26 protein-coding genes are annotated in these 22,834 nt (G+C 73.8%); 9 read left to right on the forward strand and 17 right to left on the reverse strand.

The window, feature by feature from the left end:
* Nucleotides 1–161 precede the first annotated feature (161 nt).
* From ACQP2P_RS34155 to ACQP2P_RS34165, 3 genes are all read left to right on the forward strand, one after another.
* Nucleotides 162–1,532 (forward strand): ricin-type beta-trefoil lectin domain protein, encoded by a 1,371-nt coding sequence (locus ACQP2P_RS34155; protein ID WP_433607952.1) that lies wholly within the window; start codon nt 162–164, stop codon nt 1,530–1,532.
* A 201-nt stretch (nt 1,533–1,733) separates the two neighbouring features.
* Nucleotides 1,734–3,113, forward strand: a complete 1,380-nt coding sequence (locus ACQP2P_RS34160; RefSeq protein WP_433607954.1) for a cellulose binding domain-containing protein — start codon at nt 1,734–1,736, stop codon at nt 3,111–3,113.
* A gap of 159 nt (nt 3,114–3,272) precedes the next feature.
* Nucleotides 3,273–4,163, forward strand: coding sequence for a hypothetical protein (locus ACQP2P_RS34165; RefSeq protein ID WP_433607956.1), 891 nt, complete (start codon nt 3,273–3,275; stop codon nt 4,161–4,163).
* 385 nt (nt 4,164–4,548) lie between these two features.
* Here the strand turns inward: ACQP2P_RS34165 and ACQP2P_RS34170 are convergent, their stop codons facing one another.
* Both ACQP2P_RS34170 and ACQP2P_RS34175 read right to left on the reverse strand, forming a co-directional pair.
* Nucleotides 4,549–5,532 (reverse strand): aldo/keto reductase, encoded by a 984-nt coding sequence (locus ACQP2P_RS34170; protein WP_433607958.1) that lies wholly within the window; start codon nt 5,530–5,532, stop codon nt 4,549–4,551.
* Between the two features lie 105 nt (nt 5,533–5,637).
* Nucleotides 5,638–6,864: a M48 family metallopeptidase gene (locus ACQP2P_RS34175; RefSeq protein WP_433607960.1), complete on the reverse strand. Its 1,227-nt coding sequence runs from the start codon at nt 6,862–6,864 to the stop codon at nt 5,638–5,640.
* A gap of 151 nt (nt 6,865–7,015) precedes the next feature.
* Here ACQP2P_RS34175 and ACQP2P_RS34180 point away from each other — a divergent pair, with 151 nt between their 5' ends.
* Both ACQP2P_RS34180 and ACQP2P_RS34185 read left to right on the forward strand, forming a co-directional pair.
* A complete protein-coding gene (locus ACQP2P_RS34180) occupies nt 7,016–7,312 on the forward strand; it encodes an ArsR/SmtB family transcription factor (protein ID WP_433607962.1) in 297 nt (98 codons plus the stop codon).
* Between the two features lie 92 nt (nt 7,313–7,404).
* Complete coding sequence (locus ACQP2P_RS34185) at nt 7,405–8,853, forward strand: NCS2 family permease (protein WP_433607964.1); 1,449 nt, start codon at nt 7,405–7,407, stop codon at nt 8,851–8,853.
* A gap of 72 nt (nt 8,854–8,925) precedes the next feature.
* Here the strand turns inward: ACQP2P_RS34185 and ACQP2P_RS34190 are convergent, their stop codons facing one another.
* Nucleotides 8,926–9,300: a hypothetical protein gene (locus ACQP2P_RS34190; protein ID WP_433607966.1), complete on the reverse strand. Its 375-nt coding sequence runs from the start codon at nt 9,298–9,300 to the stop codon at nt 8,926–8,928.
* A gap of 64 nt (nt 9,301–9,364) precedes the next feature.
* Between ACQP2P_RS34190 and ACQP2P_RS34195 the strand changes: the two genes are divergently transcribed.
* Both ACQP2P_RS34195 and ACQP2P_RS34200 read left to right on the forward strand, forming a co-directional pair.
* Complete coding sequence (locus tag ACQP2P_RS34195; RefSeq protein WP_433607968.1) at nt 9,365–9,742, forward strand: ArsR/SmtB family transcription factor; 378 nt, start codon at nt 9,365–9,367, stop codon at nt 9,740–9,742.
* Nucleotides 9,739–10,224, forward strand: coding sequence for an SRPBCC family protein (locus tag ACQP2P_RS34200; RefSeq protein WP_433607970.1), 486 nt, complete (start codon nt 9,739–9,741; stop codon nt 10,222–10,224). The genes ACQP2P_RS34195 and ACQP2P_RS34200 overlap by 4 nt, the downstream gene beginning before the upstream one ends.
* Here the strand turns inward: ACQP2P_RS34200 and ACQP2P_RS34205 are convergent.
* Genes ACQP2P_RS34205 through ACQP2P_RS34215 form a run of 3 tightly spaced genes read right to left on the reverse strand, consistent with a single transcriptional unit; the run spans nt 10,211 to nt 11,583 of the window.
* Nucleotides 10,211–10,618, reverse strand: a complete 408-nt coding sequence (locus ACQP2P_RS34205) for a VOC family protein (protein WP_433607972.1) — start codon at nt 10,616–10,618, stop codon at nt 10,211–10,213. The genes ACQP2P_RS34200 and ACQP2P_RS34205 overlap by 14 nt on opposite strands.
* A 9-nt stretch (nt 10,619–10,627) precedes the next feature.
* Entirely contained in the window at nt 10,628–11,068 is a 441-nt protein-coding gene (locus ACQP2P_RS34210; RefSeq protein WP_433619369.1) for a helix-turn-helix transcriptional regulator, read from the reverse strand.
* Nucleotides 11,069–11,097: 29 nt separating this feature from the next.
* The gene (locus ACQP2P_RS34215) at nt 11,098–11,583 is read right to left on the reverse strand and encodes a hypothetical protein (protein ID WP_433607974.1); all 486 of its coding nucleotides are present in this window, start codon (nt 11,581–11,583) and stop codon (nt 11,098–11,100) included.
* Between the two features lie 213 nt (nt 11,584–11,796).
* Here ACQP2P_RS34215 and ACQP2P_RS34220 point away from each other — a divergent pair, with 213 nt between their 5' ends.
* Nucleotides 11,797–13,137: an ABC transporter substrate-binding protein gene (locus ACQP2P_RS34220; protein WP_433607976.1), complete on the forward strand. Its 1,341-nt coding sequence runs from the start codon at nt 11,797–11,799 to the stop codon at nt 13,135–13,137.
* 38 nt (nt 13,138–13,175) lie between these two features.
* On the opposite strand, the gene ACQP2P_RS34225 is transcribed toward ACQP2P_RS34220, so the two are convergent.
* The 3 genes from ACQP2P_RS34225 to ACQP2P_RS34235 all read right to left on the reverse strand — a co-directional run bounded on the left by ACQP2P_RS34225 (nt 13,176) and on the right by ACQP2P_RS34235 (nt 14,400).
* A complete protein-coding gene (locus tag ACQP2P_RS34225; protein WP_433086371.1) occupies nt 13,176–13,532 on the reverse strand; it encodes an ArsR/SmtB family transcription factor in 357 nt (118 codons plus the stop codon).
* On the reverse strand, nt 13,522–13,953 hold the full coding sequence (locus ACQP2P_RS34230) for an SRPBCC domain-containing protein (protein WP_433607979.1): 432 nt from the start codon (nt 13,951–13,953) through the stop codon (nt 13,522–13,524). Before ACQP2P_RS34230 ends, ACQP2P_RS34225 begins: the two co-directional genes overlap by 11 nt.
* A 72-nt stretch (nt 13,954–14,025) precedes the next feature.
* Nucleotides 14,026–14,400: an MmcQ/YjbR family DNA-binding protein gene (locus ACQP2P_RS34235; protein ID WP_433607981.1), complete on the reverse strand. Its 375-nt coding sequence runs from the start codon at nt 14,398–14,400 to the stop codon at nt 14,026–14,028.
* 129 nt (nt 14,401–14,529) lie between these two features.
* On the opposite strand from ACQP2P_RS34235, the gene ACQP2P_RS34240 reads away from it, so the two are divergent.
* Entirely contained in the window at nt 14,530–15,507 is a 978-nt protein-coding gene (locus ACQP2P_RS34240) for an acetylxylan esterase (RefSeq protein ID WP_433607983.1), read from the forward strand.
* Here ACQP2P_RS34240 and ACQP2P_RS34245 read toward each other — a convergent pair.
* The 8 genes from ACQP2P_RS34245 to ACQP2P_RS34280 are packed head-to-tail and all read right to left on the reverse strand — an operon-like array spanning nt 15,453 to nt 22,833.
* Nucleotides 15,453–16,520 (reverse strand): Gfo/Idh/MocA family protein, encoded by a 1,068-nt coding sequence (locus ACQP2P_RS34245; protein WP_433607985.1) that lies wholly within the window; start codon nt 16,518–16,520, stop codon nt 15,453–15,455. The genes ACQP2P_RS34240 and ACQP2P_RS34245 overlap by 55 nt on opposite strands.
* Nucleotides 16,517–17,581: an alpha-hydroxy acid oxidase gene (locus tag ACQP2P_RS34250; RefSeq protein WP_433607987.1), complete on the reverse strand. Its 1,065-nt coding sequence runs from the start codon at nt 17,579–17,581 to the stop codon at nt 16,517–16,519. The genes ACQP2P_RS34245 and ACQP2P_RS34250 overlap by 4 nt, the downstream gene beginning before the upstream one ends.
* Entirely contained in the window at nt 17,578–18,000 is a 423-nt protein-coding gene (locus ACQP2P_RS34255) for a hypothetical protein (RefSeq protein WP_433607989.1), read from the reverse strand. The genes ACQP2P_RS34250 and ACQP2P_RS34255 overlap by 4 nt, the downstream gene beginning before the upstream one ends.
* Nucleotides 17,993–18,967 (reverse strand): Gfo/Idh/MocA family protein, encoded by a 975-nt coding sequence (locus ACQP2P_RS34260; RefSeq protein ID WP_433607991.1) that lies wholly within the window; start codon nt 18,965–18,967, stop codon nt 17,993–17,995. Before ACQP2P_RS34260 ends, ACQP2P_RS34255 begins: the two co-directional genes overlap by 8 nt.
* Nucleotides 18,964–19,941 (reverse strand): succinylglutamate desuccinylase/aspartoacylase family protein, encoded by a 978-nt coding sequence (locus ACQP2P_RS34265; protein WP_433607993.1) that lies wholly within the window; start codon nt 19,939–19,941, stop codon nt 18,964–18,966. The genes ACQP2P_RS34260 and ACQP2P_RS34265 overlap by 4 nt, the downstream gene beginning before the upstream one ends.
* Nucleotides 19,938–20,936, reverse strand: a complete 999-nt coding sequence (locus ACQP2P_RS34270; protein ID WP_433607995.1) for an ABC transporter ATP-binding protein — start codon at nt 20,934–20,936, stop codon at nt 19,938–19,940. The genes ACQP2P_RS34265 and ACQP2P_RS34270 overlap by 4 nt, the downstream gene beginning before the upstream one ends.
* Nucleotides 20,933–21,934, reverse strand: a complete 1,002-nt coding sequence (locus tag ACQP2P_RS34275; RefSeq protein WP_433607997.1) for an ABC transporter ATP-binding protein — start codon at nt 21,932–21,934, stop codon at nt 20,933–20,935. Before ACQP2P_RS34275 ends, ACQP2P_RS34270 begins: the two co-directional genes overlap by 4 nt.
* Nucleotides 21,931–22,833, reverse strand: coding sequence for an ABC transporter permease (locus ACQP2P_RS34280; protein WP_433607999.1), 903 nt, complete (start codon nt 22,831–22,833; stop codon nt 21,931–21,933). The genes ACQP2P_RS34275 and ACQP2P_RS34280 overlap by 4 nt, the downstream gene beginning before the upstream one ends.
* Nucleotide 22,834: the final 1 nt, after the last annotated feature.

The raw sequence follows: 22,834 nt of genomic DNA on the forward strand, positions 1-22,834 counted from the left end.
TGGGCCGGTGGCGACAGATTCGCACATCGGCCCATCGCCTATTGACAGCAATCTTTTCAGTCAGCGAACATGCCCTGAGAGCGCTCTCACGTCCGCCAGGTGAGGGCTGAACAGGAATTGCCCCTCCCCCGCCCCCATCTTGAGAAGGGCACACCATCGCTGTGGAAAGCCAACAGAAACCCAAGGGACGCAGGCGCGGTCGCCTCGCGCTCCTGGCCGGCAGCGGCGTCGCCGTGCTGGCCGCGGCGACGTTCGCCGCCCTGCCCGACGCGTCCGCCTCGCTGCCCAGCACCCCGGCCGGCTGGACGCGGATCTTCGCCGATGACTTCACCGGCGCCGCCGGCACCGGCCTCAACACCGCGAACTGGCTCTACGACCTCGGCCACGGCTACCCGGGCGGCGCCGGCAACTGGGGTACCGGCGAGATCGAGAACATGACCAACAGCACGGCGAACGTCTACCAGGACGGCAACGGCAACCTGGCGATCAAGCCGATCCGCGACGGCGCCGGCAACTGGACCAGCGGCCGCGTCGAGACCCAGCGCACCGACCTCGCCGCACCGGCGGGTGGCAAGCTGCGCCTCGAGGCCCGCCTCCAGCAGCCGAACGTCAACACCAGCAACGGCGCCGGCTACTGGCCCGCGTTCTGGGCGCTGGGCGCGGCGGCGCGCGGCACCGGTGCGTCGGGCTGGCCGGGCATCGGCGAGATCGACATCATGGAGGACATCAACGGCCGCAGCTCCGAGTTCGGCACCCTGCACTGCGGGACCTCGCCGGGCGGCCCGTGCGGTGAGACCACGGGCATCGGCAGCGGCGAGCGCGCCTGCGGCGGCTGCCAGACCGGCTTCCACACCTACGCCGTGGAGCAGGACCGCAGCACCTCGCCGGAGCAGATCCGCTGGTACCTCGACGGCAACAACTTCTTCACGATCAACGCGAACCAGGTCGACGCCACCACCTGGAACAACGCCACGCACCACGGGTTCTTCATGATCCTCAACGTGGCCATCGGCGGCGGCTTCCCGGACGCGTTCGGCGGCGGCCCCAACGGCAACACCGTGTCGGGCGTGCCCATGCTCGTCGACTACGTCGCGGCCTACACCGCGGGCGGTGGCGGCGGTGGCACCACGACGCCGCCTCCCACCAGCGGCAAGGCGGTCAAGGGCCCCGGCGGCCTCTGCCTCGACGTGCGCTCGAGCAACAGCGCCAACGGCACCCCGGTGCAGCTCTACACCTGCAACGGCACCGGCGCGCAGCAGTGGACCTACGTCGAGGCGGGCAGCACGCTGCGGGCGTTCGGCAAGTGCCTGGACATCCCGAACGGCTCCACGGCCAACGGCGCGAAGCTGCAGCTGTGGGACTGCAACAGCACCGCGGCGCAGGTGTTCATCCACCGCACCGACAACACCTACTACAACCCGCAGGCCAACAAGTGCATGGACGACCCGAACGGGTCGACCACGCCCGGCACCCAGGTGCAGATCTGGGACTGCAACGGCTCCGGCGCGCAGAAGTTCAGCCTGCCGGCGTAAGCCTCACTTCCTGAGGTGGGCGACCAGGTGCCAGCCGCGCGTTTCGAGCGATTCGACCGCGCTGAGCACCTGGTCGCGCATCATGTCCCCGTGGCCGCGGTACGACGACCAGCTGTAACTTTCGTGGATCAGCGCAGGTGGCAGCCGTCCCGGGGCGACGGTGGTTGACGCCCCCGAGGCCCGGCGCGGACGTTGCTCACCATGCATCGTGGAATCTGGTGGGTCCGGCTGGCCATCCCGGTCATCGCCGCGGCCGGTGCCGCCCTCATCGTGCTGGCCCTGCAGCCCTCGGCGCGGGCCACGGTGCCGGAGCCCACGGCCCCGGTCACGGGCAACGCGACCTACTTCGACGGCCTCGGCGCACCCTACGGCGGCTGCGGCCTGCCCCAGGCGGAGCTCGAGACGCAGAACTTCGTCGCGCTCAACGTCTTCGACACCCCCGGCAGCGGCACGTTCTACCCGCGCCCGCTGTCCTCGGCCGACGCCGACAAGATGGGCATCTGGAACAACGGCCACAACTGCGGCCGCTGGGTGCGGGTGAGCATCGGCGACTACTGCACCGGCGTCAACGACGGCGCGCTCGGGCAGGCGTTCTGCCGCAGCGGGGCATGGAGTGCGGACGCGTACAACGGCGGCACCCTCGACATGATCGTCGCGGACAGCTGCGGCGACTCCAACGCGTGGTGCCGCGACGACAAGTACCACCTGGACCTGTCGAAGGACTCGCTGAACAGGTTCGTGAAGAACGGCGCGCCGATGACGGACCTGTACCCGTCGCACTGGAACAACCGCCACGTGTCCTGGCAGTTCATCCCGGCCCCGGCGTACTCCGGCGACATCAAGATCGGGTTCCTGAGCGGGGCGCAGCGCTGGTGGCCCGCGATCGCGGTCTCGAAGCTGCCCAACGGGGTGCACGGCATCGAGTACTTCGCCGACGGCGCCTGGAAGGCCGCGACGATGAACGGGGACATGGGCCAGTCGTACATCATCGGCGCCACCACGTCCGGCGGCACCGACTTCCGCATCCGGGTCCGCGACGCGAACGACGCGCTGCTGTTCAACGGGCGCGAGTACGCCTTCTCGTTCCCGGCCGCCTGCTCGTCGCAGTGCGGCCAGGCGTACACCCAGGCGACCTACACGACCACGAGCACCTCCACGAGCCCGTCACCGTCCCGGTCGGCCTCGGCCTCGCCCAGCGCGTCGGTGTCGGTGTCGGCATCGGTGTCGGCGTCGAGCTCAGCCTCGCCGAGCCGGTCGGCGTCCTCGTCGCCGGCGCCCGCCGGTGGCTGCTCGGCCGCCGTCACCACCACGGGGTCGTGGTCGGGCGGCGGGCAGGCCGAGGTGAAGGTGACCAACACCGGCACGGCGCCCACCTCGGCGTGGACGGTGAAGTTCACGCTGCCGGCGGGGGTCACGGTCGCCAGCTCGTGGAATGTGACGCTGTCGGTGTCGGGGCAGGCCGTGACCGCCTCGAACGCCTCGTACAACGGCACCGTCGGGGCGAATGCGAGCACCAGCTGGGGCCTGGTCTTCAGCGGGCCGAACTTCGCGGTCACGAACATCAGCTGCTCGGCTCGGTGACCGCACGGTGCTGAGCGTTCCCGGGCCGCCGCGGTCGCGGCGGCCCGGCGTCGGGTGCAGCGCCGGCAGCACCACCGCCGGGTCGCCTGACACCCGCGGCTATCGCGTAGCCGACTGCACGCTGGACGTCACGGAGCGTCAAGGCGCACGGTGACGGCTATGCACGTGGAGCCGAGCGAGACGTGGCTGCGGTCATACCTGTATGTCCGCATCGCGATGGTCGGCCTGCTGGTCGCGCTCGGCGCGGCGGTGGGCCTGCAGACCTGGCACCAGGGCGGCACACCGCTGTCGTCCGTGAGTGCGTACTACTACACCCCGGCCCAGGGCATCTTCATCGGTTCCCTGGTCGGCCTGGGCGCGAGCATGATCGCGTTGCGCGGCACGACCGATCTCGAGGACGTCCTGCTCAACCTCGGCGGCATGCTCGCGCCCGTCGTGGCCGTGGTCCCGACCGCCCGCGGGGACGACTACGAGGCCGCGGTCCGCGCGTGCCGGGCGGGCGGCGGCCCGCTGCCGAACGGGCTCGACTGCCCGACCGTGCAGGCCCTGGCCGACGCGACGCGCGCCAACGTGCAGAACAACATGGCCGCCCTGCTGATGCTCGGCGGGCTCGGCATCGCCGTCACGGTCGCCCTCGCGCTGCGCGACGGGCACGCGCAGTGGGCCGGAATCGGCGCGGCGGCGCTGCTCTACGCCGCGGCGCTGGGCACGTTCCTGGCGTCGCTGGACTGGTTCATCGACCACGCCCACTTCGCCGCGGCGATCGGCCTGCTGCTGTGCATCATCGCCGTGGCGCTGGTGAACCGCCGCCGGCACCGCGCCACAGGGCAGGCCCAGGCGAGGCCGGACCGGTACGGTCTGGTCGCCTGGGCCCTCATCGCCGTCGCGGCGCTCGGCATCCCGCTGTGGGCGTCCGGCGCGATCTCCCTGTTCTGGCTGGAGATCGCGGTCGCGCTGCTGTTCGCCGTGTTCTGGAGCGTGCAGACGGTCGAGCAGCGGCCCGGATCGCCTACGGCGGTGGCGCCTGCGGCAGCGACGGCGCGGAGTTGAAGGCCTGCACGCCGCCCTCGCCACACCGGCACCGCGGCCGTGAACCGCGCCCGCGCGTGACCCGGCGCGGACGATCTCACCGCGGTGCCGATGGCGGCCGTGCAGCCGGTCGCTCTCGTGCTCGGCCGGCAGCGCCCACTGCGTGCGCCCGCCGGTGAGCCCGGTGCGTCAACCGGCCGGGCCCGGGGCTCCGGGCGCAGCAGCCGCAGCGCCTGGTCGTGGATCGCGGCGGGCCCCCTGCACTCGGTGCGGATGCGGCGCCGGATCAGCCCTTCGGCTGCCTGATGCCCGCGACGGCGATGCGCTGCCCGTACGCAGTGGCGGCCAGCCGCGCCCGGTCCCGGGCGCGGCGGGCACGCAGGCCGTCCGCCGCGCCCGGGACGGGTCAGCGGTTGATCATCCGCTGCATGTGCTCGGGGTAGCGGTCGCCCTGGATGGCGATGCGCTGGGCGGCGCCGTCGAGCTCCGACAGGTCGTCCGCGGTCAGTTCGAGCCGCGCTGCGGCCACGTTCTCGGTGAGCCGGCCGATGTTGCGCGTGCCGGGGATGGGCACGATCCACGGCTGCTGGGCGAGAATCCACGCCAGCGCGACCTGGCCGGGCAGTGCCCCGTGGCGCTCGGCCACGGTGCGGACGAGCTCGACCAGGGCCTGGTTGGCCTCGCGCGCCTCGACGCTGAACCGGGGCAGCGTCCCGCGCAGGTCGCCCTGGCCGAAGGTGGTGCTCGCGTCGATCTTGCCGGTGAGGAAGCCGCGGCCGAGCGGGCTGAACGGGACGAAGCCGATGCCCAGTTCCTGCAGGACGGGCAGGATCTCGGCCTCGGGCTCGCGCCACCACAGGGAGTACTCGCTCTGCAGGGCGGTCACCGGCTGCACCGCGTGCGCGCGGCGGATGACGGCGACGCCGGCCTCGGAGAGCCCGAAGTGGCGCACCTTGCCGGCCTCGATGAGCTCCCGCACCGTGCCGGCCACGTCCTCGATGGGCACGTCGGGGTCCACGCGGTGCTGGTACAGCAGGTCGATCGTCTCGACCCCGAGGCGCTTGAGCGACGCGTCGGCGACCTGGCGGATGTGCTCGGGCCGGCTGTCGAGCCCGCTCTGCCGCCCGCCGTCGAACGCGAAGCCGAACTTGGTGGCGATGACGACCTGGTCACGGTACGGCGCGAGCGCCTCCCCCACGACCTCCTCGTTGACGTAGGGGCCGTACGCCTCCGCGGTGTCGAAGAACGTGACCCCGGCCTCGACGGCGGCCCGGATGACGGCGACCCCGTCGGCGCGGTCGGAGGCGGGCCCGAGCCCGTGGCTGATGCCCATGCACCCCAGCCCGAGGGCCGAGACCTCGAGGCCGTTGCCGAGCGTGCGCTTGTCCATTGGTTTGGTCCTCCTCGGTGCGGATGTACGCCACCGACGCTACTGCCGCCGCGCGTGCGCGGGGAGGTTCTGGCGTCACCCCGGGTCGCCGGCGCGGATGCGGGGTCAGATGTACGCGGCCTCGGCGGCCCGGGCGCGCAGGCGGTCGTACCACGGGGCCAGCTCGGCGTCGATGCGTTCGGCCTCGGCCTCGCCGAGCACCACGGCCGGGGCCCGGCCCGCGGGGTGCGCGGCGGCCATCCGGAGCCGGCGGCCGACCGGCGGGTGGGTGGCCAGCAGCGACGCCTCCGTGCGCAGCGAGCGCTGTTCGCGCAGCCGCAGGTCGCCGCCGTTGCGCAGGGCCTGGACGCCGGCGGTGCGCCAGTCCTCCGGCCGGGCGGCACGGCCGCGGATCGCCCGCAGGGCGGGGATCAGCTCCTCGCCGACGAGCAGCAGGGTGAGCAGCGCCCCGACGGCGGGGCCGCCGGCGGCGTCGGCGGCGAGACGGTCGGCCAGGTATTCGGCGCGCTGTCCGTCGCGCTGCCCGAGGACCAGCAGCAGCGCGAGGGCCGCGTTCAGCGGCAGCACGACCGGGAGCGCGAACGGGCCGAAGACGCGCAGCAGGGTGCGGCCCACCGTGTCGGCGAGCGTGGCGAGCGTACGCCGGGCGGTGGCGACCAGACGCCGGTCGCGCACGTCGTGGTTGACGAAGTGGCCGAACTCGTGGGCGAGCAGGGCGACACGCGGCTGGGCGGGCAGCGCGGCCCACAGCGGCAGGCCGATGTCCAGGTAGCGGTACCGTCCCCAGTGCCCGGCCGAGGCGTTGACGGTCGCGGAGAAGCCGACGACGGCGGGCATCGGCGCGCCGGTCGCGGCCGCGGTGCGCTCCAGCAGGGCGTAGAACGCGGGGGCGGCCTCCCGCGGCACCTCCCAGAACCAGTCGGGCCGCCCGCGCCGCAGCCGGGGCCGCAGGACCACGGCGAGCAGCACGAGCGCGAGGCCGAGGTACGGGGTGGCACCCGGCCCGGCGGCGATGAGCCATCCGCCCCCGAGCAGCGCCGCGGGGCCGAGCGCGGCCACCAGCGCGCAGAGCACCAGCAGCAGGCCGCGGCCGGCCCGGCCGCCCCGCCGCGCGTCGGGCGCGCCGCTCAGGCGCCGGAAGGTGAGCCCGTCGAGCCCGAACGCCACCCGGTGCGCGAGCCGGTCCAGCTGCCGGTTGCCCCACTCGGACGCCACCGCGAAGCGGTCGTAGCGGGCCAGGTTCCACTCGCAGGCCGGGCACCACGGCGGCTCGGGCGGGTGGCCGGCCAGCCCCGCCGAGCAGCGCGGGCAGGTCTGATGATCACGGTTCACGGCCGCCCATTGTGGCATCGGGCACGACTCGGGCGCGGCCCCGCCACAGACCGGCAGACAGCCCCATCGCAGACAGCCGGGCGGCCCCGCCGCAGACGCCAAGCGGCCCCGCCGTAGGCAGGCAAGTCGCGGCTTGCCTATCCTGAACGGCGTGAGCGACGTCTTCGCCGCGATCGCCGACGCCACGCGGCGCGCGATCCTCGACGAGCTGGCCGAGCGCGACGGGCAGACGCTGTTCGAGATCTGCGCCCGGCTCGCGACCAGGCACGGCGTCGCCTCCTCGCGCCAGGCCATCTCGCAGCACCTCGACATCCTCGCCGAGGCCGGGTTCGTGCGGGCCGAGCGCAGCGGGCGGTACAAGTTCCATCACGTCGACTTCGCCCCGCTGCGCGCGATCGTCGAGCGCTGGCCCGTCCCCGGGGATCCCCCGGGGACGGGCCAGCGCTGAGGGCTTTACCACTTCGTATCACCGCAGGTCTGGGCCGGTGACACCGCAGATGACATCATGCGCGCGTAACCATAGGTCCACCTGGAGGTTCCATGGCCGGGCAAACCGTCGCGACACAGAGCCGTGTCGATCGGTACTTCGAGATCAGCAGGCGCGGTTCGACGTTGAGCCGGGAGATCCGCGGCGGCCTCGCGACGTTCTTCACGATGGCGTACATCGTGGTGCTCAACCCGCTCATCCTCAACAGCGGCATCGACAAGAGCGGCGGCAAGCTCGCGATCACGGCGCTGGCCTCGGGCACCGCCCTCGTCGCGGGCGTGATGACGATCCTCATGGGCGTCGTGGCCCGGTTCCCGCTCGCGCTCGCCGCGGGCCTGGGCGTCAACGCGCTCGTGGCGTTCGAGATCGCGCCGCAGATGACGTGGGCCGACGCGATGGGGCTCGTCTTCATCGAGGGCGTGCTCATCACCGTCCTGGTGCTGACGGGGCTGCGCACGGCGGTCTTCCGGGCGGTACCGACGCAGCTCAAGACGGCGATCGGGGTCGGCATCGGGCTGTTCCTGGCGCTGATCGGCTTCGTGGACTCGGGCTTCGTGCGCCGGGTCCCGGACGCGGCCGGCACGACGGTGCCGGTCGGGCTGGGCATCGGCGGCAAGCTCGTCAGCTGGCCCGCGCTCGCCTTCGGCATCGGGCTGCTGCTCACCGTGGTGCTGGTCGTGCGCCGGGTGCGCGGCGCGATCCTCATCGGCATCCTCGCCTCCACGGTGCTCGCGATCGTCATCGAGGCGATCGCCAAGGCCGGGCCGTCGTTCGTCAACGGCAAGCCGAACCCGAAGGGCTGGAGCCTCAACGTGCCCACCCTGCCGGACAAGATCGTGGACCGGCCCGACCTGTCCCTGCTCGGGCACTTCAACGTGCTGCACTCCTGGCAGACGGCCGGGGTGCTGGTGCCGCTGATGTTCGTCTTCACCCTGCTCATCACCGACTTCTTCGACACCATGGGCACGATGGTCGCGGTGGCGCAGGAGGGCGGGATGCTCGACGAGAACAACATGCCGCCGCGCACCCGCGAGATCCTGCTCGTGGACTCCCTCGCCGCGGCCGCGGGCGGTGCGGCCAGCACGTCGAGCAACACCAGCTACATCGAGAGCGCCTCGGGCGTGGCCGAGGGCGCCCGCACGGGCGTCGCGAGCCTCGTCACCGGCGTGCTGTTCCTGCTGGCGATGTTCTTCGCGCCGCTGGTGACGGTCGTACCGTTCGAGGCGGCCTCGGTCGCCCTCGTGGTCGTCGGCTTCCTCATGATGACCGCGGTGCGGACGATCGACTGGGCCGACTTCGACATCGCGCTGCCCGCGTTCCTCACCATCGTGCTGATGCCCTTCACCTACTCGATCTCCAACGGCATCGGCGCCGGGGTCATCTCCTACGTGGTGATCAAGCTGGTGAGCGGCAAGGCGCGCGAGGTGCATCCGCTGCTGTACGGCGTCGCCGCGCTCTTCGTCGTGTACTTCCTGCGCGGCGCCATCGAGGCGGTCGTCTAGCCCACCCGAGTCGCCGCCGCCGGGCCCGGACGCCCCGTCCGGCTCGGCGGCGGCCGGGCCGGCGCGAACGGTTCAGGGCCCGAAGTAGTCGCGCAGCTCGCGGACGCTGTCGCCGCTGCGCCGGAAGATCTGCACGAGCGACACGGTGGTGGACCCGTCCGGCCCGTCGTAGACGGCGTCGATCTCGGTGACGAACACGTCGGGGTCAGCGGTGTCGTGCAGCGTGAACCGCGAGGCGCCGGGGTTCATCGCGCCCTGCGGCGCGGGCCGCTCCTGCACGGCGCCGATGCCCCGCTCGATCGCGTCCCGCCCCGCGAGCCGGAGCCCTTCGAGGGGCGCCTCATAGACGCCGTCCTCGGTGAACAGGTTCGCGTAGGCCGTGGCGCTGCGGGTGATGGGACCGGCGTGCATGTACCGCTGGAAGAGCTCCAGATGCGAAAGGGTCACTTGCTCCAGTCTATCGGCCGGGTGGCGGCTGGCCAACGTGTAACACATCGGTTACGCTTCACGGGTGGACGAGGTGGCCGCGGCCATTGCCGATCCCGTGCGACGGCAGATTCTCGAGGCGCTGCGCGACGGGCCGATCGCGGCCGGGCGCATCGCCGAGGCGTTCCCGATCAGCCGGCCCGCGGTCAGCCGGCACCTGCGCGTGCTGCGCGAGAGCGGGCTCGTGCGCGACCGCGTGGTGGGCCGGGAGCGGCGCTACGAGCTCGACCCGGCCGCGCTCGCCGGGCTGCGGGGGTGGATCGACCGGCTCACCAGCCCCCTCACCGGCCCCGGCCCGGCCTGGGCCCGGCGGCTCGACGCCCTGGAGACCGAGGTGTACCGCACCCGCCGCGACCGCAGACGGCAACCGGACCAGCATCGAGCGGAGAGCGAGAGCGCATGAGCGGGCAGTTGATCCCGGGGGACGGCGGGCACGACCTCGTGCTGGTCCGGACGTTCCGGGCCGGCATCGAGGACGTGTGGGCCAGCGTGACCGAGCCGGAGCGCAGCGCGCGGTGGTTCGGGCCGTGGGAGGGCCAGGGCGGCACGGGCGGCACGATCACGGTGCGCATGGTCCAGGAGGAGGGCGAGCCCGTCATGGACCTGCGCATCGACGCGTGCGAGCCGCCCCACCGGCTGGCCGTGTCTTCCTCCGGCGACGCCGGGAACTGGCGGATGGAGGTGCTGCTGACCGAGCGGGACGGCACCACCGAGCTGCGGCTCGTGCACCGCGGCGTCGACGTGAGCCAGATCGGCGAGGTCGGCCCGGGCTGGGAGTTCTACCTCGACGCGCTCGTGGCCGCCCGCGAGGGCACACCGGCGAAGCCGTTCGAGGACTACTACCCGTCGATGAAGCCGTACTACGAGTCGCTCAGCGCTGGTTGATCCGCACCAGGTTCCCGGCCGGGTCGCGGAAGGCGCAGTCGCGCACGCCGTAGTCCTGGTCGATCGGCTCCTGCACCACGTCGGCGCCGGTGGCCTGCACGCGGTCGAAGGTCTCGGCCAGGTCGTCGGAGGCGAGCACGATCGTGGCGTAGCTGCCCTTGGCCATCATCTCGACGATGGTCCGCCGCTCGTCGTCGGTGAGGCCGGGGTCGACCGCGGGCGGGCAGAGCACGATCGAGGTCTGCGGCTGCTCCTTCGGGCCGACCGTGACCCAGCGCATGGTGCCGTAGCCGACGTCGTTGCGGACCTCGAAGCCGAGCGCGTCGCGGTAGAACGCGATCGAGGCCTCGTGGTCGTCGGCCGGCAGGAACGTGTGCTGAATGATGACGCTCATGCGCCCACGTTAGACGCCCCGCGCGGGCGCGACTTCTCGATTCCTGATCGGCCGCATGACCTGCTTGGCGACGCAGTGCGGAATGCCCCGGGCGTCCTCGGCGGCCTTGCGCCGGTAGATGCTCGGCGACATGCCGACGAGCTCGGAGAAGCGGGTGCTGAACGTGCCCAGCGAGGAGCATCCCACCGCGAAGCAGACGTCGGTGACGGAGAGGTCGCCGCGGCGCAGCAGGGTCATGGCGCGCTCGATGCGGCGGGTCATGAGGTAGCTGTACGGCGACTCCCCGTACGCGGCCCGGAACGCCCGGCTCAGGTGCCCGGCCGAGACGTGCGCCCCGCGGGCGAGCGCCTCGACGTCGAGCGGCTGGGCGTACTCCCGGTCGATCCGGTCGCGCACGCGCCGCAGCAGAGCCAGTTCACGCAGGCGGGGATCCGTGCTCACGGCATCCAGGATGCCAGGTCACCGCGCCTGGGCGACGCTCAGTAGGTCCGGTACCGGCACCAGCCGCGCGCGGCGCGAGTGTTGAGCAGCATCACGAAGAGCAGCGGGAACGCGACCGACATGAGGGTCGCGGCGTACGGCGCGCCCGTCACGTAGCCCTGGTAGACGCCGCCGAGCACGCTCAGGCCGTTGAGCAGGGTGAGCAGCACGCGGACCCAGTTGCGCCCGTGCTGCAGCTTGCGGCCGAGCACGATCGCGATGAGGCCCATCAGGGCGGCGGTGCCGATGACCGTGTACGTCGCGGCCGTGAGCACCTCGGGGCGGGCCGTGAAGGTGTCCCCGCCGATCCGCAGGTCCCACGCCGGGGCGATGCGGGCCGCCGCGAGCGCGAGGAGGGCGGCCGCGCCGAGCATGAGCACGCCGCCCAGGTACTGGAAGATCGCCACGATGTGCAGGGAGATCGGGGCGGTGGTGCGGACCGGGTGCGGGTGCCACGCCTGCTGCGGCTGGTATGCGTACGCCATGTGCCTCAGCGTGTCCCGTGCCCGGCCCGGCCAAATCCCGGATTCATGCCACGACCGAAGACTCCCCTGCTGCGCCTGGCGACGAAGTGTGATGCGTTGCATCCCGTTCCATCACCGCTGTTCAAGGTTTCCTCAAGGTCCGGATCGCGAGCTGTGCCCGCCCGGTGTGCGCCGATTACGGTCGCCGGGGCCGATATGCGAAGGGCAGGGTTCGTGGGACGCAAGGCATCGATGCTCGCCACACTCGTGGGAGTGGCGCTCATCGCCGGGGGATGCGGGACGACGCCGGCCGGCGGTGGCGACGACGGCAAGCCGATGGTCGTGCACCTCTACGGCTCCGACGCGAACATGAGCAACTCGCTCAAGGACAAGCTCAAGGACAGCCCGGGGATCCTGTCGGGCATGGTCGGCACGGCGCCGCTGCTGGACCTGCCGGAGTCGTTCAAGGAGCGGCTGCGCGGCGTGGACTCCTCGCTGGCCGACTACGGCTACGCCGCGGAGGCCTACGACGCGGTGCTGCTGGCCGGGCTGGCCGCCGAGTCGGCGCGCTCGACGGACGCGACGGCGATCTCGAAGTACATGGTGGGCGCCTCGACCTCCGGCACCGTCTGCGACAGCGCGGCCGCGTGCCTGGCGCTGGCCAAGGCGGGCAAGGACTTCGCCTACCGCGGGGTGTCGATGCGCCGCAGCGGCTTCACCGACGCGGGCGAGCCGTCCTCGGCCTCCTACGGCGCGCTGCACTTCAGCCGCGGCAACACCATCAACGACAACCTGACCGAGTACATCGGCGCCGGCGATCCCGCCGGCGCCTCGACGGCCGAGCCGCCGCCCTACACCGCGTACCCGACCGGCAGCGCGAAGAAGCGGATCCCGCCGCTGAAGGTCGGCGGGCTCATGCCGCACACGGGGCGCCTGGCCTTCCGCAGCGCGCCCCGCTTCGCCGGCGCCCGGCTCGCGGTGGCCGAGCTCAACGCGGCCGGGGGCGTGATCGAGCAGCCGGTGGAGTGGGTCGACGGCGACGACGGCACCGACGAGAAGGTGGCCGCGGCGACGGTCGACCGGTTCATCGGCCTCGGCGTGCAGGTCATCATCGGCGCGTCCTCGTCGAGCGTGACCAAGGCGATGATCCCGAGGATCGCCGCGGCGAACCGGATGCTCATCTCGCCGTCGTCCACTTCGGACGAGCTGTCGACCGTCGCCGACAACGGCCTGTTCTTCCGCACCGCGCCGCCCGACACCCTGCAGGCCCGCGCCCTGGCCGACGTCATCATGCGCGACGGCCCGCACCGGGTGACGATCGTGGCCCGCGAGGACGCCTACGGCCTCGGGCTGCAGAAGAACGTCAAGGCCGACCTGCTGACCGCGGGCATGACGGACGAGGACGTGGACCTGATCTCGTATCCGACGACGACCGAGGACTACTCCGGCATCGCCGCCCGCGTCCGCCAGAACTCCCCCAACGGCGTGCTGATCCTCGGGTACGACGAGACCGCCCTGATCGTGCAGGGGCTCGCCGCCCGCAAGGTCGGCACCGCGGAGTCCCTCGGCGGCTGAGGCCGGTCACCGCGGACGGGACCCCGCCGGCCCGGCGCTCACGGGTCCTCGCGGTTGAGGTGCTCGGTGAGCGCGTCCAGGCGGCCGTCCCAGTCGCGCGCGAGGGCGGCCAGGAACTGCTGCGCCACGCGCATGGGGGCGGAGCTCAGGCGGTACCGCACGCGGCGGCGCTCCCCCGGCTCGGCCGCCACCAGGCCGGTCTCCGACAGCAGGGCCAGGTGCTTGGCGATCGCCTGCCGGGTGATGGGCAGGCGATCGGCCAGGTCCGTCGCCGTGGCCGGGCCGCCCTGCGCGAGCGCGGCGAGGATGCCGCGCCGCGACGGGTCGGCCAGGGCGACGAAGACCTGCTCGGCGACCGCCTCGATGTCGGGCGGCATCTGACTCTCAGGCGGCATGCAGGTATTCGACCAACTCACCCAGCTCGTGCGTCCAGCCCCCGGTGTTGCTCTCGAACGCCTTACGGTACGCATCCTCGGGCAGCTGCGCGAAGCCGGACTCGACCATGCGCAGCCGCGTGCCGGCGCCGGCGGGCTCGAGCGTGAACTCGACGTAGGTGCGGCGGGGATCCTCGGCCGCGAGGCCGTTGATGCCCCAGGTGAACGCGAACACGGCCGGCTCGTCGACCCGCTCGATGTGCAGGGTGGCCTGGTCGCCGCTGTCCCAGCTGAGTTTGGCCTCGCCGCCCTCGCGCAGGTCGACGGTGGCGCTGTTGCCGAACCAGGTGCCGAGCCCCTCGGCGGTGGTGAGCGCGGCCCAGACCCGGGTCGGCGGCTGCGTCAGCTCGACGGTCCGCTCGATGCGATCGGGGAACCCCATGACGACCTCCAGTGAGTAGCAACTCTTCGGTTGCTACTCGCGCTATTGCAACCCATCGGTTGCGTCAAGGGGTCAGCCGCGCACCACGCGGTCGCCCTCAACGCCGGGGTCGGGCGCCCGCATCCGCCAGGCGTCGGTGATCAGCTCCTCCAGCCGCGCCTCGTCGACGGTCTCCAGGCGGAGCATGACCAGGGGCAGGCCGTCGTACCCGGGATTCGTGAAGAACCGCGCGGGCTCGCCGAGCAGCAGGGCCTGCTTCTCCGCCTCGTCGCCGACGTAGAGCACCGCGATGTCGGTGCGGATCACCCGCGGCTTGCCGGGCCGCCGCTCGGGATAGGACCAGACGAAGCCCTTGTTCGCCACGCGGAAGTCGAAGCCGTCGCTGTCGATCTCGACCACGCCCGGCAGCCCGAGTGCGATGCGCCGCACGTCGTCAGCGTCAGCCATGCGCCCCAGCCTACGGTCCCCGCCGAGCCCGGGGCCGCAGGCGCCGACCTTGACGCATGCGGAGGCGGGGCGGCAAGATCGGGACCGGGAATGGAAAGAGCGTTTCAATCAGTGGAACGAGGTTGGCCGATGGTCATGTTCGACAAGCCGCTGGAGGAGCTGCGCGCGTACCGGCCGGAGCGCACCGAGCCCGCCGACTTCGACGACTTCTGGGCGCGGACCCTCGCCGCCGCCCGCGAGCACGACCTGGCCCCCGAGTTCACCCCCGGCGAGCCGGACCTGAGCACCGTCGAGGTCCTCGACGTGCGGTTCCGCGGCTGGAACGGCGAGCGGGTCGCGGCCTGGCTGCTGCTGCCCCGCCACCGCACCGGGCCGCTGCCGGCGGTGGTCGAGTACGTCGGCTACGGCAGTGGCCGCAGCCTCGCCCACCAGCGGCTGTTCATGAGCGCGGCCGGCTTCGCGCACCTGGTGATGGACTCGCGCGGGCAGGGCTCGGCGTGGCGGCCCGGCGTGACGCCCGACCCCGACCCGGATCCGCGCACGGGGCAGTACCCGGGCTTCATGACCCGCGGCATCGACCACCCGGACCGGTACTACTACCGCCGCATCATGACCGACGCCGCCCGCGCGGTCGAGGCGGTCCGTGCCCACCCGGCGGTCGACCCGCGCCGCGTCGCCGTCTACGGGCGCAGCCAGGGCGGCGGGCTCGCCCTCGCCGCCGGGGCGCTCGTCCCGGACGTGGCCGCGATCGTGCCCGACGTGCCGTTCCTGTGCCACTACCGGCGGGCCACCGAGATCACGGACAAGGCGCCGTACTGCGAGATCGCGCAGTACCTCAAGGCGCGGCGCACCATGGTGGACACGGTGTTCCGGACGCTGTCGTACTTCGACGGCGTCAACTTCGCCGCCCGCGCGAGCGCCCCGGCCCAGTTCGGGGCCGGGCTCATGGACGACGTGTGCCCGCCCTCGACGGTGTACGCCGCGTACAACCACTACGCGGGGCCGAAGGAGATCTGCGTCTGGCCCTACAACGGGCACGAGGGCGGCGAGGTCTACCAGGAGGCGGAGACGCTGTCGTTCCTCAGCCGGACGCTCGCGCCGAGCTGAGCCGAGCGCTCGGCGCCGTGCAGCATCGCCGTCGTCAGCAGGCCGTCGCGGCCCGTCACGTGCGGGTCGCGGCCGGCCGCGACGGCGTCGAGGAGGTCGGCGAGCTGGGCCGAGTAGGCGCCCAGCCGCACCGGGTCCCGCGGGTCCGCGGCGTCGAAGGCGGGCTGGCGCGCCGCCTCCGTCCAGCCCTCGCCGCGCCCGAGCCGCAGCGCCCCGTAGGCGTCGAGCTCGAGCATCCCCTCGGTGCCGGTGACGTGGAACTGCAGCCCGCTGCCGAGGCCGGGCCGCGGCACGTCGTAGCTCATCCACAGCTGGGCCATCGCCCCGCCGGTGAGCCCGTAGGTCACCATGGCGCTGCGCAGCGGCGGCGGGTCCGGGGCGTAGGCGCCGAAGAGCGCGAAGACCACCTCGGCCTCGGCCCCGGTGAACCAGCGCAGCAGGTCGCAGGCGTGCGCGCCCCAGGAGGCGAACGCCGTCTGCTGCCGCGGGTCGAGCTTCCACTCGTCGCGGGTCACGGCCGTGTCCCAGAAGCCGACCTCGGGGCCGATCGCGCGGACCATCGTCACGCGGCCGATCGCGCCCTCGTCGATGAGGCGCTTCGCCGCCGCGGGGATGGTGCGGTACCGCTGCTGCGACACGACCGCGAGGCGCACCCCGGCGGCCGAGCACGCCGCGACCATCGCCGCGCACTCGTCCGGCGTCTGCGCCATCGGCTTCTCCACGAGCAGGTGCCGGCCCGCCCGCGCGGCGGCCACCGCCTGCTCGCGGTGGACGGCCGGCGGGCTCGCGAGCACGACCACGGCGACGTCCGGGTCGGCCAGCAGCTCGGGCACGCCGGCGTGCAGCCGGGCGCCGAACTCGGCCGCGAGCCCGGGCGCCCGGCGCCCGCCCGCGACCGCGGCCACCCGCGCGCCGGGGAGCCCGTCGGCGACGGCGGCCCAGGTGCGGCCCATGAACCCGGACCCGACGATGCCGACACCGATGTCGTCCCCGATGCCCTGCCTGATCGTCATGGCACCTGCACCACCTCCGGCGAGATCGCGGCGAGCGACGGCAACCCGCACATGGCCATCGCGCGCTCGAGCTCGTCGCGCACCATGAGCAGCACGGCCGCGACCCCGTCGGCGCCCCCGGCCGCGAGGCCCCAGATGACCGGGCGGCCGAGCAGCACCGCGCGGGCGCCGAGCGCGAGCGCCTTGAGCACGTCGGTGCCGCGCCGGAACCCGCCGTCGACGTAGACCTCGGCCCGCCCGCCGACGGCGGCGACGACCTCGGGCAGCGCCTCGATCGGCGCGATCGCGGTGTCGAGCTGCCGCCCGCCGTGGTCGGACACGACGACGGCCGCGGCCCCCGCCCGCACCGCCAGGTCCGCGTCCGCGCCGGCCAGGATCCCCTTGGCGAGGATCGGCAGCGGCGTCCGCGCGGCCAGCCAGTCCACATAGGACCACGTCGCCGAGCGGTCCAGGACGGCGTCGAACCGCCGCCGCATCGCGGTGCCGTCGACGTCCCACCCGGCCGCCGCCACGCCGCTGAGGTTCGCGGCGGGCGGGGTGGTCCAGCGGTTGCGGATGTTGCGCTCGCGCTTGGCCATCACCTTGTGGTCGACGGTCAGGCAGACGGCCGTGTACCCGGCCGCCTCGCCCCGCCGCACGAGGTCCAGCGCCGCCGCGCGGTCGCGCAGGAGCGGCACGTGCAGCCAGCGCGGCCCGTCCGCCGCCGCGGCGATGTCCTCCAGCGGGTGGGTGGCGCCGGAGCTGACGACCAGGAGGGTGCCGGTGGCGGCGGCCCCGCGGGCGGTGGCGAGCTCGCCGTCGGGGTGCGCGATGCCGTGGTCGCCGGAGGGTGCGACGAGGATCGGGGCGGGCACGGGCGTGCCGAGCACGGTCGTGGCCAGGTCGCACACGGTGACGTCGACCATGACGCGGGGCCGCAGCCGGATGGCGTCGAGCGCCCGGCGGGGCAGCGCGAGGCTCACCTCGGCGTCGGCGCCCCCGGCGATGTAGTCGTACGCGGCCGGGTCGAGCAGCTCCCGCGCCCGGGCCTCGTAGTCGGCGAGGTTCACGAGGTCGGTCATGGGTGTACCGCTTCCGGCCGCCCGGACGCGAGGGAGCGCTCGACCGCCTCGGCGACGACCGCTGATCCACTGTGGACGATTGGAGGTTCGATGGGGATCCGGCGCACCCCGTGCGGGCCGTGGTGGCGCACCGAAGGCTCGTCCAGGTCGATCTCGGTGTGGCCGTGGGAGCCGATGAGCCGGGCCGAGCCCGTGCCCGGCACCGGGCCGACGACGAGCGAGGCGACCACGCCGTGCGTCATGAGCATCGAGGCGACGAGGACGGCGCCGCCGGCCTCCGCGAAGACCTCGACCGGCTCGCATCCGGTCAGCGTCCGGGCCAGGCCGACGGCGGTGGCGAGGTCGTGGCACTCGACGTTGACGCTGCGCGGGAGGCCGAGCCCCCCGGCCTCCACCCACGCCCGCACGCGCTCAGGCATCGCACGGCTCCGGCCGGCCGCTGTGCAGGGAGCGCTGGGCGGCCAGGGCCCCGGCGAGGGCCGCGCGGGACTGCTCCAGCGTGACGATCGGCTCGGCCCGGCCGGCGAAGACGTCGGCGGTGTGCACGGCCTGGTGGTAGAGGGCGTCGGCGACCGACGCGGGCGGGGCGGCGCCGAGGACCGGGTCGCCGCCGGTGTGGTGGGTGAGCGCGCCCGCGTCGCCGGTCAGCACCATGCGGCGCAGCATCGCCCCGGGCGTCCGCAGGCCGTAGGAGAGCTCGGCCAGGGCCAGCGCGCCGGTGTCGAAGCGGACGGTGACGTGGAAGCTGTCCGGCGTCGCCATCCCGGGCGCGTGGGTGCACCAGCCGCGGGCGAAGACCCGCACGGGGCGGCCGCCCAGCAGCGCGACGGCGAGGTCGAGGGGGTGCATGCCGTTGTGCACCAGGTGGCCGCCGGACGCGTCCGGGTCCAGCTGCCAGCTGTTCCAGCCGCCGGGCCAGACGTGCCCGACGTACCAGGCCAGGTGCAGCAGCCGCGGGGTGCCGGCCTCGCCGGCCGCGGCCGCCGCCGCGAGGGTGCGCACCGCCGGCTGGAACCTCGTGGTCTGCCCGACCATGAGGCGGACCCCGGCCGCCCGCGCCGCGGCCACGAGCGTCTCGAACGCGGCGAGGGTGCGGGCCGGGGGCTTCTCGATGACGACGTGCCGGCCCGCGGCGACGGCGGCGAGGGCCCGGTCGATGTGGTCCCCGGTGCGCCCGCAGACCACGACGCCGGTGACGGCCGGGTCCGTCAGCGCCTCCGCCGGGTCGGTCGTGGCCCGGCACCCCGGCGCGAGCGCGGCGATCCGCCGCGCCCGCGCGAGATCGGTGCCGACCACGTGCGTCACCCGCACGCCGTCGACGCGCGCGAACGCGGCCGCGTGCTCGCGGGCGATCGCGCCCGAGCCGAGCAGCGCCACGCCGATCACCGGGCCACCGCCCGCGCGTGGATGCGGTCCGAGGGCAGGCCGAGCGACGCCGGGCGGGCGGGGGCGACGCCGACGACCGGGGTGCCCGCCGCGACCGCCGCGAACCGCTGGAGCGTGGCCACGTGGCCGGACTCGGGCGCCGCGACGACGGCGAGCTCGCGGCCGCGCGGGTCGAGCACCCGGCCCACCGCCTGCCCGCGCTCGACCCGGTCCAGCAGGCGCACCCCGGGCAGGAACAGCCCGCCGGCGGGGGCGACGGTGAAGCTGTCGGTGTCGCCGTCGCCGTGCAGCCACAGCGCGGGCGGCCGCGGCGGCGTCGCCGGCTGCGGCACCATCCCGAGGTGGGCGAGCACGTTGACGACGCCGCCGGTGTAGCCGTCCAGCAGCGCGGGGTCGAGGACGCCGCCGCCGGGCGACTCGACGTAGATCGCCGGGATGCCGAGGTCGCGCGCCAGGGTCAGGGTGCGGCCGGGGCCGAGGCTGCCGTGGGTCCAGACCAGGCCGGCGCCGAACGCGACCGCCAGTTCGACGCCCGTGCTCGCCGCGTCCCCGCCGTCGTCGAGGCCGCCCGCGAAGAACGGCATGTCCGTGGCCGGGGTGGAGGTGTGCAGGTCGACGAGCACGTCGGCGCCGCGGATGAGCCGCCGCGCGACGAGGTCGGCGAGGCGCTGGGTCGGGGTGCCGTGCTCGTCGCCGGGGAAGGACCGGGCCAGGTTGCCCCCGTCGGCCGGCCCGGTGCGCGAGTCCGCCTCGAACGCCGCCTCGTGCGTCACCGGTACCACCCGCAGCCGACCGGCCCGCAGGCCGAGCGGGCGCGTGGTGAGCCGCCCCGCCCCGACGATCCCGCCGACCTCGTTGCCGTGCACGCCGCCGAGCACCACGACGGTCGGCCCGTCGTGCCCGCTGTCCAGCTCGTGGACCGTGACCCCCGGACCGTCGCCGCCGGCGGAGATCCTCTCCTGGCGCCAGTTCACGGGGCCGCCATCGCTTCCTCCTCGGAGAAATGGCACGCCGACTCGGCGCCGGACGGGGTGCGCACCTGCAGCAGCGGGCGCTCGGTCGCGCAGCGGTCCTGGGCCTTCCAGCACCGGGTGCGGAACGGGCAGCCGGACGGGGGGTCGGCCGGGTTGGGCACGTCGCCGGTGAGCAGCCGCCGCCGGTCCGGGTCGCGCAGCCGCGGGTCCGGCACCGGCACCGCGGACAGCAGCGCCTGCGTGTACGGGTGCGACGGCGTGGTGAAGACCGTGCCGGCGTCGCCGTACTCGACGACGTGGCCGAGGTACATCACGGCCACCCGGTGCGCGAGATGGCGCACCACGGCCAGGTCGTGCGCGATGAACAGGTAGGCGACGCCGAGCTCGCGCTGCAGCCGGGCCAGCAGGTTCACCACCTGGGCCTGGATCGACACGTCCAGCGCGGAGACGGGCTCGTCGAGGATGAGCAGCTTCGGCTCCAGCGCGAGGGCGCGGGCGATGCCGACGCGCTGGCGCTGGCCGCCGGAGAACTCGTGCGGGTAGCGCCCGACCGCCTCGGCCGGCAGCCCGACGAGCTCGAAGAGCTCCCGGACGCGGTCCCGGCGCCCGGCGCGGTCGCCGATGCCGTGGATGGCGAGCGGCTCGGCGACGATGTCCCCGACGGGCATCCGGGCGGGCAGGGAGGCGTACGGGTCCTGGAAGACGTACTGCAGATCGCGCCGCACCCCCCGCAGCGCCTTCGTCGGCAGCGTGCCGAGGTCGCGCCCGTCGAACAGCACGCGCCCGGCGCTCGGCGCGTGGAAGCGCATGATGGTGCGCCCGACGGTCGACTTGCCGCAGCCGGACTCGCCGACGAGCGCGAGCGTCTGCCCGGCCTCGACGTCGAAGGACACCCCGTTGACCGCGTGCACCCAGCCCTGCCGCCGCTGCAGCACCCCGCCCCGGATCGGGAAGTGCTTCACAAGATTGTCGACGCGCAGCAACGGCTCGCTCATGCCGACACCTCCTCCTCGACGGCCTCGGCGTGGAAGTGGCACGCGGCCCGGTGCCCGGGGCCGGTCTCGAACAGCTCGGGACGGGTCAGGCAGGCCTCGCGGCCGTTGCTGCGGGTGCACCGGGGCCGGAAGGCGCACCCGTCCGGCAGGTGCTGCGGGTCCGGCGGCTGCCCGCCGATCGCGGGGAGCTCGTCGACGCGGTGGTACAGCTTCGGCAGGCTCTGCAGCAGGGCCCGCGTGTACGGGTGCCGGGCGGCGTGGAAGGTGGCGTCGACGTCCGCGGTCTCCACGACGCGGCCGGCGTACATGACGATGACCCGCCGCGTCATCTCCGCGATGACCCCGAGATCGTGGGTGATCATCATGAGCGCGGCCCCGGTCTCGGCCTGCACGCGGCGCAGCAGGTCGAGGATCTGGGCCTGGATGGTGACGTCCAGCGCGGTGGTGGGCTCGTCGGCGATGATGAGCCGCGGCCGGTTCGCCATCGCGATCGCGATCATCGCGCGCTGGCGCATGCCGCCGGAGAACTCGTGCGGATACTGCCGCGCCCGGCGCTTCGGGTCCGGGATGCCGACCTCGGCCAGCAGCTCGACCGTCCGGGCCGCGGCCGCCCGGCGGGTCAGGCCCTCCTGGTGGCGGCGCAGCCCCTCGGCGACCTGGGCGCCGACGGTCATCACCGGGTTGAGCGCGGTCATCGGGTCCTGGAACACCAGCCCGATCTCCTTGCCGCGCACGTGCTGCAGGTCCTGCTCGCGCAGGGCCAGCAGGTCCCGGCCGCCGAAGTCGGCCCGGCCGGCGACGACCCGCCCGGTGGACGGCAGCAGCCCGAGGGCGGACATGACGGTGACGCTCTTGCCCGAGCCCGACTCGCCGACGATGCCGACGGTCTCGCCCGGGTACACGTCGAAGGAGACCCCGTTGACCGCGGGCACGACACCGCCGTGCACCCCGAACTCGGTGACGAGGCCGGTCACCGACAGCAGCGGCGCCCCGCTCATCGGCCCCTCCTCGGGTCGGCGGCGTCGCGCAGCCCGTCGCCGATGAAGTTCACGGCGAGGATCGTCAGGGCGATCGCGATGCCCGGCGGCAGCCACAGCCACGGCATCGTCTCGAGGATGGTCAGCGACTGGGCGTCGTTGAGCATGTTGCCCCAGCTGGCGGTCGGGGGCGGCACGCCGAGGCCGAGGAAGGACACGGTCGCCTCGAGCAGGATCGCCTGGGCCACGGCCAGGGTCGCCACGACGGTCAGCGGGGCGACGACGACGGGGACGACGTGCCGGCGCAGGATGCGCAGCGGTCCGGCGCCGAGCCCGGCGACCGCGACGAGCGCGTCCTGCTCGCGCAGCGACAGCGTCAGGCCGCGCACGATGCGAAACGGCGTCGGCCAGCCGAACAGCCCGATGGACAGGATGAGCGTCGGCAGGCTCGGCCCGACGAACGCGGCCACCACGATGATGACGATGAGGCTCGGGAAGGCGAGCACCACGTCGGCGAAGCGGCTCAGCACGCCGTCGACCCACCCGCCGAAGTAGCCGGCGACGGCGCCGAGCACGAGCCCGATGAGCGTGGCCACGAGCGCGGAGCTGAGCCCGACCAGCAGCGAGATCCGGCCGCCGACGAGCAGCCGGGCCAGCACGTCGCGGCCGGCCGAGTCGGTGCCGAGCGGGTGCCCGGCCCCGGGCGGCTGCCGGATCGCGGTCGGGATGACCTGGTTCGGGTCGGTGCCGAGGATCCAGGGCAGCACGATCGCGGCCAGCGCGAACAGGCCGAGCATGATCAGCCCGGCGAGGGCGAGGCGGTGGCGGAAGAAGCGGCGGGCCGCGAGCCGGCCGGGCGAGGCGTGCCCGGCGCCCGAGGGCGGGGCGGCCGCGGGGGCCGGGACGTCCGTGACAGTCATC

This window comes from Dactylosporangium sp. CA-139114 (genome assembly GCF_050955725.1).
In the GTDB taxonomy this organism is placed as follows: Bacteria; Actinomycetota; Actinomycetes; order Mycobacteriales; family Micromonosporaceae; genus Dactylosporangium.

Bases quoted from the DNA above. Each gene is read 5' to 3' on its own strand.
- ACQP2P_RS34230 (WP_433607979.1), bottom strand. From the start codon at position 13,953: ATGGGGTTCCCCGATCGCATCGAGCGGACCGTCGAGCTGACGCAGCCG.
- ACQP2P_RS34205 (WP_433607972.1), bottom strand. From the start codon at position 10,618: ATGAGCGTCATCATTCAGCACACGTTCCTGCCGGCCGACGACCACGAG.
- ACQP2P_RS34275 (WP_433607997.1), bottom strand. From the start codon at position 21,934: ATGAGCGGGGCGCCGCTGCTGTCGGTGACCGGCCTCGTCACCGAGTTC.
- ACQP2P_RS34170 (WP_433607958.1), bottom strand. From the start codon at position 5,532: ATGGACAAGCGCACGCTCGGCAACGGCCTCGAGGTCTCGGCCCTCGGG.
- ACQP2P_RS34225 (WP_433086371.1), bottom strand. From the start codon at position 13,532: ATGCCGCCTGAGAGTCAGATGCCGCCCGACATCGAGGCGGTCGCCGAG.
- ACQP2P_RS34270 (WP_433607995.1), bottom strand. From the start codon at position 20,936: ATGAGCGAGCCGTTGCTGCGCGTCGACAATCTTGTGAAGCACTTCCCG.
- ACQP2P_RS34200 (WP_433607970.1), top strand. From the start codon at position 9,739: ATGAGCGGGCAGTTGATCCCGGGGGACGGCGGGCACGACCTCGTGCTG.
- ACQP2P_RS34245 (WP_433607985.1), bottom strand. From the start codon at position 16,520: ATGACGATCAGGCAGGGCATCGGGGACGACATCGGTGTCGGCATCGTC.
- ACQP2P_RS34240 (WP_433607983.1), top strand. From the start codon at position 14,530: ATGGTCATGTTCGACAAGCCGCTGGAGGAGCTGCGCGCGTACCGGCCG.
- ACQP2P_RS34160 (WP_433607954.1), top strand. From the start codon at position 1,734: ATGCATCGTGGAATCTGGTGGGTCCGGCTGGCCATCCCGGTCATCGCC.
- ACQP2P_RS34215 (WP_433607974.1), bottom strand. From the start codon at position 11,583: ATGGCGTACGCATACCAGCCGCAGCAGGCGTGGCACCCGCACCCGGTC.
- ACQP2P_RS34235 (WP_433607981.1), bottom strand. From the start codon at position 14,400: ATGGCTGACGCTGACGACGTGCGGCGCATCGCACTCGGGCTGCCGGGC.
- ACQP2P_RS34165 (WP_433607956.1), top strand. From the start codon at position 3,273: ATGCACGTGGAGCCGAGCGAGACGTGGCTGCGGTCATACCTGTATGTC.
- ACQP2P_RS34280 (WP_433607999.1), bottom strand. From the start codon at position 22,833: ATGACTGTCACGGACGTCCCGGCCCCCGCGGCCGCCCCGCCCTCGGGC.
- ACQP2P_RS34255 (WP_433607989.1), bottom strand. From the start codon at position 18,000: ATGCCTGAGCGCGTGCGGGCGTGGGTGGAGGCCGGGGGGCTCGGCCTC.
- ACQP2P_RS34185 (WP_433607964.1), top strand. From the start codon at position 7,405: ATGGCCGGGCAAACCGTCGCGACACAGAGCCGTGTCGATCGGTACTTC.
- ACQP2P_RS34250 (WP_433607987.1), bottom strand. From the start codon at position 17,581: ATGACCGACCTCGTGAACCTCGCCGACTACGAGGCCCGGGCGCGGGAG.